This is a genomic window from Sneathiella limimaris, assembly GCF_012932565.1.
GTDB lineage: Bacteria > Pseudomonadota > Alphaproteobacteria > Sneathiellales > Sneathiellaceae > Sneathiella > Sneathiella limimaris.
Genome location: NZ_JABBYJ010000001.1, coordinates 188,117 through 201,061, shown reverse-complemented (window position 1 = coordinate 201,061; position 12,945 = coordinate 188,117). Strand labels below are relative to the sequence as shown.

Here is a 12,945-nt window from a genome sequence, read left to right as displayed (position 1 = left end):
CTTCGATAAGCTCCCGGGAAAGGGAGAATAAAATGATCAATGAAACTTTAGAAAAATGGCATGGCTTGCTCGAGACCAAAGATGTTCGGGGGTTAAAAGAGCTGTTGCATGAAGACGCTATTTTTCATTCGCCAGTCGTCCACACTCCTCAGCAAGGTCAGAAACTAACTCAAATGTATTTAGGGGCTGCTTTTCAGGTCTTGGGCGGTGAAAACTTTAAATACCTGAGGGAGGTTGTTGATGGCAATCACGCTGTGCTGGAGTTTCAAACAGAGATCGACGGTATTGAAATCAATGGCGTTGATATGATTACGTGCGACGATCAAGGTCTTATTACTGATTTTAAAGTGATGGTCAGGCCTTTAAAAGCCATCAATCTTTTACATGCGAAAATGAAAGCCATGCTGGAGCAGTTTCAAGCTGCTTCTTAATATATCTCGATAGCTGAGGTCAGATATGTCGACAGACCAGATCATTTTGTTTTCGCTGTTTGCGGTGGTTTTTGTTTTCCTGCTCTGGGGCCGGTGGCGATATGATTTGGTTGCTTTTATTGCCCTTATAATCGCGCTTGTCTTGGGTGTTGTTCCAACAGAAGATGCATTTTCGGGTTTTGGCCATCCAGCAACGATTATTGTGGGATTGGTGCTCATCGTTTCACGTGGGTTGGTGAATTCCGGCGCTATTGACATTATCACCCGAAAAGTAACGGCAATGGACCTGAAACTCTCAAGGCATATTTCTGCAATGAGCGGGATTGGAGCCATTTTGTCGGCGTTCATGAACAATGTGGCTGCGTTAGCTCTTTTGATGCCCGTGGATTTACAGGCGGCGAAAAAGAAGGAAAGAAGTCCCCGCATTACTTTGATGCCTTTGGCTTTCGCGACAATTTTGGGCGGCATGATTACGCTTATTGGGACACCACCCAATATTATTATAGCGTCTTATCGGGAGCAAGCGCTGGGTGAAGCCTACGGGATGTTCGATTTCGCACCTGTAGGGCTTACATGTTCTGTTATCGGTATCGCTTTCGTCGCCCTGTTTGGCTGGAAGCTAATTCCCCGAAAAGATAGCGGTAAAGATCCTGGTAGCGAGTTGATGGAGCTGGAGGATTATATTGCTGAGTTGGTGGTTCCGGAAGGATCATCAGCTGTCGGCTTGAAAGTGCGGGAGTTGGATAGTCAAGCTGAAGACGCTGATGTTTCCATAATTGGCCTAGTGCGCCAGAAACGTCGATTTTCAGGATATGCGCGTCATATTGAAATTCAGGCTGGCGATGTCCTTATCCTGGAAGCCGGGCCTCAGGAGTTGGATCAGTTTCGGGGTGCGTTGAAGCTCGAATTTGCGGGTGAAAAGCGTCATGAGAAGGTTGCCTCTGGCGGTATGTCCTTAATGGAAGTTGTGGTGCCGCAAAATGCATTGATCGAGGGGCGCTCTGCTCTCTCTCTAAAATTGCTTTTGAGGCATGGGGTTACTTTGTTGGGCGTTTCCAGAGAAGGAACCCGGTTTCGGGAGCGAGTACGGCGGCTGCAAATTGAAGCAGGAGATATTCTTTTGCTCTTGGGGCCTTCGGAGCGTTTAGAAGGGGTTGCAAATTGGTTGGGCGTTCTGCCATTGGCGGAACGTGGACTTTCCGTAACGCAATACAAGAGGGCAGGTCTTGCTATTGGCGTTTTCTCAGCAGCAATCCTTGCGGCCAGTTTCGGGTGGTTATATCTGGCTGTCGCGCTTGCTATTGTTGTTGCGGCTTATGTTCTTCTTGAAATTGTGCCGCTTCAGGAGGTTTATCATCAAGTTGAATGGCCGGTGATCGTTCTATTGGGCTCGATGATCCCGCTTGGGACAGCTTTGGAACAGTCTGGTGGCACAGAATTAATTGCTAGCCAGCTTGTCGGACTGACTGAAGGCTTGCCGGTGATGGTGGTCTTAACGGTGTTGATGATTGTCATCATGACTTTGTCGGATGTTCTCAATAATACCGCAACAGCGGTTGTTGGTGCGCCGATAGCAGTGGAAGTTGCCAGTAAACTCAATGTAAATCCCGACCCTTTTTTGATGGCGGTTGCTGTTGCGGCTTCTTGTGCATTTCTTACGCCAATAGGGCATAAAAACAACACTCTGATCATGGGGCCGGGTGGATATAAGTTTGGTGATTATTGGCGGATGGGGCTTCCGCTGGAAATACTCATCGTCGCCATATCCGTACCAACAATTCTGATTTTCTGGCCACTATAGGTGTAACTGCTTATTCCACGGGGACTTCGAAAGTCACCTGATCGACGACAGTCTCCATGACAGTAAATGTACTTGTTTGCTGAACCTTTGGAAGTTGTGCGATTGTCGTCCCCAGGAATTGGCGATATTCATTGATATCTTTGGTTCGAACTTTCAACAGATAATCGAAGTTACCTGCAATCATATGGCAGGACTGAATTTTTGGATTTTTCTGAACTGCCAGATTAAATTCCTGCAAAGCTTGTGTTGTCGTGTCACTGAGCGTTACCTGAACAAAAGCAATATGCCCAGCATCCAAAGTATCTGGGTTTAATGCAGCGATATATTTGCGAATGATTTTGCTTTTTTCCAGACGTTTGATCCGTTCAATGCACGGTGTCTTTGTCAGCCCGACCCTATTGGCCAGTTCCGTCATTGTAATGCGGGCATCTTCCTGAAGTATTTTTAAAATTTTTCGATCAATCTTGTCCATAGGACTATACTATCATTATTCTTTGGTCAAATCGTCCTTAATTTATATAAATAAAAGTACAATTTATCAAATTATACGAAATTACGGTAAAATTTCCTTCTTGGAAAAGCGTATTCTATCGCCCTAACTCATTAATATGGGAATTACATAGGGTAGGCAGCCATGTTGCAATCAAAGCAATCTAAGTTACCAGGAATTCGGGCACTTATTCGGGAACATCACATCAGTGATGAGCGCCGCAATCTGGAGACCTTGATCGATTATCTGGATATCACGCATGAGCAGCGGGAAGAGATTGTTGACGAAGCTACAGAATTTGTGCGTCTACTCCGAAAAGAGTCTACACCAGGAATGATGGAGACGTTCCTCAGCGAATATGGTTTAAGCACTGAGGAAGGGGTTGCTCTTATGTGTCTAGCCGAGGCTTTGCTTCGTGTTCCTGATGAAGAAACGATCGATGTTTTGATTCATGACAAAATCGCTTCTGCAGACTGGAGCCAGCATCTGGGTCATTCTGCATCTCCACTGGTCAACGTATCTACCTGGGCATTGATGTTGACCGGCAAGGTAATTTCCTTGGAGGAGCGAGAAAAATGGGACGTTGTGACAAACGTTCGTAAACTCGTAAAAAGGGCTGGTGAGCCGGTTATTCGAAAAGCAGTTGGCCAGGCAATGCGCACATTAGGGCATCAGTTTGTTCTTGGCCGGGATATTCAAGAAGCGATGGGGCGTGCCCGTAGTATGGAGGAGAAAGGATATACCTACTCCTATGATATGCTCGGCGAAGCAGCCCGGACTGCAAAAGATGCGACCCGGTATTTTAATGCCTATTCCCGAGCGATTTCTGAATTGTCAGAAGCTGCGGTAAATGAAGATATTCGTGATAATCCTGGCATCTCCATAAAACTATCGGCTCTTCATCCAAGATATGAATTTGGCCATAAAGAGCGGGTGATGAAAGAGCTGGTTCCGCGGGTGGTTAGTCTTGCTATGCAAGCTAAAAATGCGGGCATGGGTTTCAATATTGACGCAGAGGAAGCCAACCGGCTTGACCTTTCGCTTGACGTGATCGAGGCGGTCTTATCGGTCTCAGATCTCGCTGGGTGGGATGGGTTTGGTGTTGTCGTTCAGGCATACGGGCCACGCGCGTTCTATGTACTTGATTGGTGCTATTCATTGGCAACGGAACTGGATCGGAAAATTATGATCCGATTGGTAAAGGGAGCCTACTGGGATACCGAGATTAAGGTTGCGCAGGTTGAAGGGCTTGAGGGGTATCCAGTTTTCACACGAAAATCTGCGACAGATGTCAGCTACATGGCCTGTGCAAAAAAGCTATTATCCATGACGGACCGGATCTACCCGCAGTTTGCCACGCATAATGCGCATACGGTTATGAGTGTTCTGAACATGGCGACTGATCTTGATGCTTTTGAGTTTCAGCGTTTGCATGGTATGGGGGAGGCGCTCCACGGCTTGGCAAAGCAAAAGAATAAAACACGCTGCCGAATATATGCTCCAGTTGGTATTCATGAGGATTTGCTCGCATATCTAGTTCGTCGACTTCTTGAAAACGGTGCCAACAGTTCCTTTGTAAATCAGGTCTTTGATGAGAAAGTGCCCCCTCGGCAGGTCGTGAGGGATCCCATTGAAGTTTTAATGAAAGGTCTGGAATCCAAACCAAATACCTTGCCGCTCCCATTGGATATCTACCCAGAGGGTCGAAAAAATTCTTTGGGCCGAAATTTTTCTAATCCGGATGTTCAATTTGCATATGAGGCATCACTTCAACACTTCTCAGACAAAACCTGGCTTGCGGGCACCACTAAAGATGCGGAAAATTTGAAGCCAATATTTAATCCTGCGGATTTCGGTGACAGGGTTGGCAGTTATTTGGAAGCAGATAGGGATGTGGTGCAGCAGGCTTATGAACGGGCGCGCTCAGCGGTGGTCCAGTGGGAAAATACCTCTGTTCAAACTCGAGCGGATGTCCTTCGGAAAATAGCAGATTTATACGAAGAAAATTCCGCTGAATTGATGGCGATCTTAACCCGAGAGGCGGCAAAAATCCCGCTTGATGCTTTGAATGAAGTTCGTGAGGCTGTTGATTTTTGCCGGTATTACGCGGACCGTGCAGAAGAGCTGACTGAAAACACGGCCGCTCGTGGGGTGTTTGTATGCATCTCTCCCTGGAACTTTCCCCTCGCCATTTTTACAGGACAGATTGTGGCGGCGCTTGTCGCTGGTAACACGGTGTTAGCAAAGCCGGCGCCTCAAACACCTCTAATAGGGGGATTTGCTGTTGAGCTTATGCATAAGGCAGGGATTCCCAAAGACAATCTTCATTTACTGGTTGGTGGTGTTGAAACCGGGCAGGCTTTAACGGAGTTAGAAGGTCTAGATGGAATTTGCTTCACTGGAAGTACACTGACCGCCCAAAAGATTCACCAGGTCATGGCCGAAACGGCTAAGCCGACCGCGCCATTGATTGCAGAAACTGGTGGTTTGAACGCGATGTTGGTGGATAGCACTGCTCTACCTGAACAAGCTGTTCGGGATATAGTGGCTTCGGCATTTCAAAGTGCTGGTCAGCGGTGTTCAGCGCTACGGATTCTTTATGTGCAGGAAGACGTGAAAGACCGTCTGTTGACGATGTTGAAAGGGGCCATGGATGAACTTACCATTGGTAAGCCGGGCAGCTTTGCAACGGATGTCGGCCCCGTCATTGATGAAGCTGCCCAGGCCAATATCAACTCTTATGTGGAGAGCTTTAAAAACAAAGGTGCTATTCTAAAGCAGGTGGATATTCCACAAGGGCTTTCGGGGAAAGGATATTTTGTCGCACCCGCGTTAATCGAAGTTGACGGCATTCAAGACATGGAGCGGGAGATTTTTGGTCCCGTTTTACATGTGGCGACATACAAAGCCGGTGAATTAGAAATGGTCATTTCTGACATTAATGCAGCAGGTTATGGCCTGACATTGGGACTTCATACTCGCGTGGATGCGCGTGTCGCTGAAGTTGCGGAACAGGCACATGTTGGCAATGTATATGTAAATCGAAATCAGATTGGTGCGGTAGTGGGAGTGCAGCCTTTTGGAGGAGAGGGGCTTTCAGGCACAGGCCCAAAAGCGGGTGGTCCGCTTTACCTGCATAAATTCCAAAAAAGTGCAGAAGAGACAGGTTCCATGTCACCTTCCACCTCCCTGGAAATGGCGCACAGTGGTATCTTCTCTTTGCTAAAGGCATGGCATGGCGAGCGGAGTAACCTTGAGCAGCAATTAATGAGAAAGCTTCAGGGATATGGAGAAACTAGCCAAATCTGTCCTGGCCCAACAGGAGAAAGTAATCAGCTGACCTTGCATCCAAGGGGTCGAATTGCTCTTGTCGGTGAGGACTGGCATCTGGATCTGCTTTTGGCGCTTGCGACTGGAAATACAGTTATTCTGCAAGAAACTGTTGCCGGTGCAAAAGAGTTAATGACTCTTATGGCCGACAAGCCTGAATTTTCTGCGCAAATTGAATTCTGCAAAACAGACCTGTTAGATCTTGGCGAAATGCAAAAACTTGAGTTGGATGCAATTTGTTTTTCTACGGATAACGTTGAACATATTCGGGGCATCCGAAAAGTCATTTCTCAATTGCCAGGCAAGCTTGTCCCAGTCCTTGAGAGCCAACGGGACTGGCGCGAGTTTGTGCATGAGCGTTGCCTGAGTGTTGATACAACAGCCTCCGGTGGAAATGCGGCTTTGTTAGCTGCTTCAGCTGAATAGAAAATTTCACTATTTGATAAGATCTTGTTTACTATAAATTGCTAATATTTCTGGTGATTCATGAGGAATACCTGTTTTCTGCGGATTTCAGGTAGGGGTAAGCATAGGTTTTTGGGTGGAAAGAGTTAAACCAGTGTTCTTTCTGGCGGCTATTATAATTGTTGCCGCCATATTCTCGGTCTGCTTTTCGTGGCAGGTTGGGCGCACTTTGCTAAATACAGCTCAAAATGAGCAACGTGATGCGACAGCTGCAATCGCCCGTGAGCTTCAATCGCGTATGATTGAGCGCATGGCAGCAGACATATCGTTGATCAATGGTGTTAAGGCTTTAATTGAGGCTCACCCTGGGATCTCTCTTGAAGAGTACAGGGCTTACGCACGCTCTATCAAACGATCTCACCCCGCAATTAGAAACATTGCAGCGGCACCAAATCTGGTCGTTCGTTTTGTCTACCCTTATGAAGAGAATAAAGCTGTTATCGGCTTGGATTATCGAAAAGCGCCAGAAGAGCAGCGCGACGCAGTATTCACCACGATAAAGGAGAACCGGGTTATTGTCGCTGGGCCAGTTACCCTTATTCAAGGTGGAGAAGCTTTGATATTACGTGCACCAGTATTCCCTGAGTCTGAAAGCGGGAAAACGGAGCTTTGGGGCATTGTGGCAGCCCCAATAGATATGCAGACGATTTATGAACAGCTCGGAATACCAACGCTTCAAAAAGACTATGAGATTGCTATCCGGGGAAAAGATGGACGTGGTGCTGAGGGGGAGATCTTTTTTGGAGAAACGAGCTTGTTTAATGAGGTGACAGGTAGTCTCCAGTACCCAATTACTTTAGGTCAAGGGTCATGGGTTTTTGCAATTTTGCCTAAAGGTGGGTGGGTCAAAAGTTCGCCTTATCAGGGAACGGTCATTGCATCCGGAGTGCTACTTTTTTCTCTGCTGTCTCTATTGGGATGGTTTTTATGGCGCACCTATCAGGATAAGCAGCTCGCAAGACAGTCAAGGGTCCGAATTTTGAAAGAAAAAGAAGAGTTCCTCGAAATTCTCAGTCATGAAATACGATCTCCCTTGCAGGGGGTTTTGGCAGCTCAGAAATTTCTTCTGAAACAGGATATTGCAAAAAGTCTAAAGCCGATTGTTCTCTCAGCGTCTCAAGCAGGCGATTACATTTTGGATTTAATAAATGATTACCTCGACTTGCAACGTGCGGATAGCAACAGGCTAGCGGATAACAGTAGCGCCTTGCAAATTCGGCCCCTGCTTGATGAAGTGATTTCAATTGTCACGGTTGGCGAACGTGAGGGTTCTGTCCCTGTCCGCTTGGAAGTTGCAGAAGATGTCCCGGCATGGCTTATTCTCGATCGGAAGAAAATCCAGCAGATCCTGATAAATCTGATCGGTAATGCTTTAAAATATACTTTTGAAGGTGAGGTGCGAGTGACCGTCCAGGTTCGGCCTGCGGATGCGGGTTTGGAGCTTGAACTAGCTGTTGAAGATACAGGTATTGGAATTGACGCGGACGAGCTTGACATATTGTTTGATCGCTTCGTGAGGACCCGTCGAGGAGAGAATTCAAGTGGGTCAGGTCTAGGACTTGCCATTACAAGAATGCTTGTGAAGGCACTGGGTGGTACCATCTCAGTTCAGAGTGAAGTGGCAAAAGGAACCAGGTTCACCGTTGTCTTACCAACCAGTGAGGATGTTCATGAAGCGAGTGTCGAAGGTTTTTTCCCTTCGAAAGAAATGCAATCAAACATCAAATATGGGCGTTTAAAATTGATGACTGTTGTTGTCGCAGACGATGTTTTGGTCAACAGGCTTTTATTAAAAGCCATGCTCTCACCCATAGTGAAAGAAGTGATAATGGTCGAGGATGGAGCGAAAGTGCTGCAAGCTGTCCATCAACAAAGGGTTGATGCAATTGTCACTGACATCAATATGCCTGGTGTGGATGGACTTGAGGTGGCGCGAAGGATCAAGCGAGATCCTAAAACAAATTCTATCCGAGTTGTCGGTTTGACCGGTGAGGATTTAGAGGGCCATCGACCTGAAGTGGTATCACAAGATCTGGACAGTCTCCTGACGAAACCGATTGATCTGGAGCCCTTGCTCGTTGCTTTGGTGGAAGATAAGAATAGTGACATTGCGGCGGTGGCGAATTAGCCAGTCCTAGACACTTTGAAAAGCCATGCGGATATTGCTATAAGATGGATTATGAGTTACTTCCGGCCCAATCCAATCCGGCAGTTGGATAATTTGATCCGCTGTTTTTAGTTCGATCTCAGCAAGCACCAGATCTGGATTTGGTGATGAAAAGACATCTATTTCCCAGATTAAGTTTTCAGCACCTCTTACTAGATGCCTTGTTTTCTCAACAATCCTTCCTTTGGCGAATTGCTTATGTGCAGTCACATCAGAAACTGGAATTTCATACTCAAACTCTGCTCTGACTAAGACATCTTCCTGCTTACTCGGGTATTTGAGCGTGAGGAACCCTTTGTCGTCTTTTTGGCGGATACGAACAGTTGGTGTTGTTGAAAGATCTGACAGATAGAATTGACTTATTTTGTGAGAGCTAAGGATATCCTGTTTCCAGCTGTCGTTTGCTACCAGAAATTTACGCTCGATCTCAATCATAGGTCACCGTCATTAAAAATAAAAAAGCACATTTTGACATTATGTGCCTGGCAATTTATCAAAAAGGAAGGTTTTTGGAACTTCTGTTCCAATTTTTAAAGGACGTTTCATGTCACTCCCCCATATTGCCCTTGCGTTGATTATAAATGTCATCTGGGGTTTTTCCTTTGTGGCCGCCAAGGTGGCTATGGGTCAATATTCACCGCTTATGTTTACCACGCTGCGGTTTATCTTGGTCGCATTACTGCTAATTCCGTTTTTAAAGCCGGTTGCAGGTCGGATGAAGGCCATTTTTCTAATTTCCATGCTGGTTGGAGTGATGCATTTTACGTTGCTCTATATGGGGTTGAATGTAGCTGGGGGTGTGTCGGCAGTTGCAATTACCATTCAATTGGTTGCTCCTTTTTCTCTTATTTTAGCAGTCGTTTTCTTGGGTGAAACTATTCGATGGAAACGGATCTTGGGGTTGCTCCTAGCCTTTATTGGCGTCTTGATCTTGGGTTTTGATCCGGTGGTTTTCAATTATCTGGAAGGTGTCGGTCTCGTTGCAGGTGCTGCTATGTGTATGGCTGGCGGAATTATCCTAATGCGAAAAGCAACAGGGGTAGGAACCATGCAAATGCAGGGCTGGATCGCTCTTTTTTCCTTTCCGCTTTTGCTGTCTTTCTCCCTAATTTTTGAGGAAAATCATATCCAACAGATTACCGCTCTTCATTGGGAGCCTGTCACGGCACTTCTATTTACGGTGGTAGCAACAACTATTATCGCACACGGGAGTTGGTACTACTTACTTCAGCGGTATCCTGTATCCGTATTAACGCCATATGGCTTGCTGGCCCCGCTCTTTGGCGTTGGTTTCGGTGTTTTCCTTTTTGAAGAGCCCATTACATGGCGATTTATGGTGGGCGGTGGTGTAACCTTGCTCGGAGTCCTCATAATTAACCTTCGAAATGCAGAAAAGCAGCCCAAAGTGGTTCAGACCTCTACAGGTTCCTGACGCGAAAAAACTCTGTTGGTATCAAAATGTGCTAGGTTGCCCTGGAACTGTTCAACACTTTTGTCCCAGGTAAATTCCATCGCGAATTCTCGACAGGCAACAGGATCAAGTTCCAGCGCCTGCAAAGCGGCTGACTGTAAATTTTCACTGAGAACACCAACTGGGGCATTTCCAATCACATCTAATGGGCCTGTTACCGGATAGGCAGCCACAGGTATTCCTGATGCTAGTGCTTCTAGAAGCACAAGTCCAAACGTGTCGGTTCGGCTTGGAAAAACAAATACATCGGCTGATGCGTAATAGGATGCAAGTTCTTCACCGCGTTTCACGCCGACAAAAACAACGTCCTTATGTTTGGATTGTAAAGAGGCGCGTTGTGGTCCGTCACCCACCACGACCTTAGTTCCGGGTAGGTCCAAGGAGAGAAACGCCTGTATATTTTTTTCAACTGCAACCCGGCCTACATACATGAAGATAGGGCTTTTGAATTCGGTTAATTGCTTTTCTCTTGGGTGAAATAGATTGGTGTCTATTCCTCGGGTCCATCTGGATATCCTTTTGAACCCTCTTTTGCGAAGCTTGTCCTCAAGGGTTTGGGTGGCGACCATGATTGTGCTGGAATTTTTATGGAACCAACGCAGGAAAGCGTAGCCAATTGAGAGTGGCAGTCGGGTTCTGGCGTAAACATATTCAGCAAACAGCGTATGGAATGCTGTTGTAAACGGGATATTGTTTTTTGAACAATAATTTCGCGCGGCAAGTCCTAAAGGTCCCTCTGTGGCAATATGAATAGCGCTTGGCCTGCTCTTTTCGATCAAATCTTTCACTTTGCGTGAGCAGAACAAAGACAGCCTGATTTCGGGATATGTCGGGCAGGCAATGGTCTTAAAACGGTCAGGAGTGATCATGACCACTTCATGACCTTTGTTTTCTAGATTATTTCGGAGTTGTGTCAGAGTTTGAACGACACCATTGACTTGAGGCGACCAAGCGTCTGAGACGATGACATATCGCATTCTTCGGATCCTTTGAGGGAAGTGAAATCTGAGTAAGGAGAGAACCACCGGACGATTTCCAGACTGCCATCGAAATGCTCAACAAGAGCTGAGCAGCTTTCTACCCAGTCACCGTCATTGCAGTAGGTTATGCCGTCAATTTCCCGAATTTCTGGGTGGTGAATATGGCCGCAGATAACACCGTTTACCCCTTTTTTTCGGGCAACATCTGCAAGGGCATTCTCAAAGTCTGCAATAAACTGAACGGCGTTTTTGACTTTCAGTTTCAAGAAAGCCGAAAGGGACCAATAAGGATAACCCATCCACTGTCTGACGTTATTCACGAAGTCGTTCAACCTCAGACAGATGCCGTAGGCCCAGTCCCCGAGTAACGCGAGCCATTTGGCGTATTTGACAACGACATCAAATTCATCTCCATGCAAAATGAGATATTGTTGCCCATTTGCGGTCTTGTGGATCATCTCCCGGGCAACAGTAATGTCGCCAAAGTTATGATCCACATATTCACGGACAAATGCATCATGGTTGCCGGGAATGAAGAAAACTTCTGTGCCCTTTCGGGCTTTCCTCAAGATCTTTTGGACAACATCATTATGTTCTTGTGGCCAGTACCAGTTTCGTTGAAGAGCCCACCCATCGATGATATCCCCAACCAGATATAATTTTTTAGAACTTGTGTGTTTTAGGAAATCGAGTAGAAACTCTGCCTTGCAACCTGGTGTCCCCAGATGAATGTCGGAGATCCATATGGAGCGATATTTTAGAGGGGTTGCTTGCGCATTCATCTGCTTTACTCTGGTCCCGTTTAATGGAACTGTCACCGGGGTGAACAAAATCAGTCATTAAGTTCTGGGACGATTCTTCCAAGGTCATGGGACAGATGGATGTCCTTCAAATTAAATTTTTGTTGCGAATGAAAGTCAGTCGGGTGACAGGTCGAAACAGATTTCTCGTTATCTATAATCCAACGGCCGGTCGTAGCCATGAACGCCGGTTTTGGAAAATTCTGAAAATGCTGGAGGCAGCGGGTGTCGAGCTTACTCTTTCTCAAACGGAAAGAGCTGGACATGCGACGGAACTCGCCCAGCAAGCAGCCAGGGATGATGAAATCACAGTCGTTGTCGCTGCTGGTGGTGACGGAACGCTTGGAGAGGTCGCACAAGGATTGCAAGGCAGTGAGAAACCGTTAGGTCTCATTCCGCTTGGAACCGCCAATGTGTTTGCTTGCGAAATTGGAGTTGGAACGAACCCGCGCAAAATTGTGGCAGCTTTGACGCAAGGGCAGACTACAAAAATCTGGCCCGGCCTAATCCAAGGGCGCAGATTCCTTCTGATGATTGGCTGCGGGTATGATTCCCTCGCGGTCCAAGCGCTAGATCCAGTGCAGAAGCGTAAATGGGGTGCGGCTTCCTATTTATTCGCTGCTTTTCGTATACGTCATCAATTCAAAAACCTTGCTGTGAGTGTTCGGTCAAATGACACAGTTTATGAAGGCTCAACGGTTGTTGTCTCCAGAGCCCGAAAATATGGGGGACCATTTACTGTTTTCCCAAGAGCAGATCTCAGAACTCGAGATTTGCAAGTTTTGGTACTGACAAAAAAGGGTTTGTGGAATGGCTTGATTTATGGATTGGCATTGGCAGCCAATCGTCTGTCTAGCCTAAATTCTGTGATTACCTTTAGCACCGGGGAGGATGTGACCTTAAGTTCTCAGCCTAATCTGAATTGTCAGCGGGATGGTGATCTGGAAATGGTTACCCCTGTGACGATTTCTCTGGATAAGACACCACTGAATTTTATGATGCCGAAATAA

General features: G+C 46.5%; 10 protein-coding genes. 6 read left to right on the top strand and 4 right to left on the bottom strand.

The genetic code is table 11. The annotated features are described in order from the left end of the window. Window positions 1–32 precede the first annotated feature (32 nt). Both HH301_RS00930 and HH301_RS00925 read left to right on the top strand, forming a co-directional pair. Entirely contained in the window at window positions 33–431 is a 399-nt protein-coding gene (locus tag HH301_RS00930; RefSeq protein ID WP_169566160.1) for a nuclear transport factor 2 family protein, read from the top strand. Window positions 432–456: 25 nt separating this feature from the next. Continuing rightward, entirely contained in the window at window positions 457–2,232 is a 1,776-nt protein-coding gene (locus HH301_RS00925; protein WP_169566159.1) for an SLC13 family permease, read from the top strand. 10 nt (window positions 2,233–2,242) lie between these two features. Here HH301_RS00925 and HH301_RS00920 read toward each other — a convergent pair whose 3' ends face one another. Beyond that, complete coding sequence (locus HH301_RS00920; RefSeq protein ID WP_169566158.1) at window positions 2,243–2,704, bottom strand: Lrp/AsnC ligand binding domain-containing protein; 462 nt, start codon at window positions 2,702–2,704, stop codon at window positions 2,243–2,245. Window positions 2,705–2,866: 162 nt separating this feature from the next. Between HH301_RS00920 and putA the strand changes: the two genes are divergently transcribed. Both putA and HH301_RS00910 read left to right on the top strand, forming a co-directional pair. After that, window positions 2,867–6,478 carry a bifunctional proline dehydrogenase/L-glutamate gamma-semialdehyde dehydrogenase PutA gene (gene putA, locus HH301_RS00915; protein WP_169566157.1) on the top strand — a complete coding sequence of 1,204 codons (3,612 nt, stop codon included), beginning with the start codon at window positions 2,867–2,869 and terminating at the stop codon, window positions 6,476–6,478. A 115-nt stretch (window positions 6,479–6,593) separates the two neighbouring features. Further along, window positions 6,594–8,645, top strand: coding sequence for an ATP-binding protein (locus HH301_RS00910; RefSeq protein ID WP_169566156.1), 2,052 nt, complete (start codon window positions 6,594–6,596; stop codon window positions 8,643–8,645). Between the two features lie 6 nt (window positions 8,646–8,651). Here the strand turns inward: HH301_RS00910 and HH301_RS00905 are convergent, their stop codons facing one another. After that, entirely contained in the window at window positions 8,652–9,119 is a 468-nt protein-coding gene (locus HH301_RS00905) for a CYTH domain-containing protein (RefSeq protein WP_169566155.1), read from the bottom strand. Between the two features lie 109 nt (window positions 9,120–9,228). Here HH301_RS00905 and HH301_RS00900 point away from each other — a divergent pair, with 109 nt between their 5' ends. Further along, window positions 9,229–10,116: a DMT family transporter gene (locus HH301_RS00900; protein ID WP_169566154.1), complete on the top strand. Its 888-nt coding sequence runs from the start codon at window positions 9,229–9,231 to the stop codon at window positions 10,114–10,116. Here the strand turns inward: HH301_RS00900 and HH301_RS00895 are convergent. Both HH301_RS00895 and HH301_RS00890 read right to left on the bottom strand, forming a co-directional pair. Further along, a complete protein-coding gene (locus HH301_RS00895) occupies window positions 10,095–11,132 on the bottom strand; it encodes a glycosyltransferase family 4 protein (protein ID WP_169566153.1) in 1,038 nt (345 codons plus the stop codon). The genes HH301_RS00900 and HH301_RS00895 overlap by 22 nt on opposite strands. Then, window positions 11,069–11,917, bottom strand: coding sequence for a UDP-2,3-diacylglucosamine diphosphatase (locus tag HH301_RS00890; protein WP_169566152.1), 849 nt, complete (start codon window positions 11,915–11,917; stop codon window positions 11,069–11,071). The genes HH301_RS00895 and HH301_RS00890 overlap by 64 nt, the downstream gene beginning before the upstream one ends. Before the next feature lie 86 nt (window positions 11,918–12,003). On the opposite strand from HH301_RS00890, the gene HH301_RS00885 reads away from it, so the two are divergent. Continuing rightward, window positions 12,004–12,945, top strand: coding sequence for a diacylglycerol/lipid kinase family protein (locus HH301_RS00885; protein ID WP_169566151.1), 942 nt, complete (start codon window positions 12,004–12,006; stop codon window positions 12,943–12,945).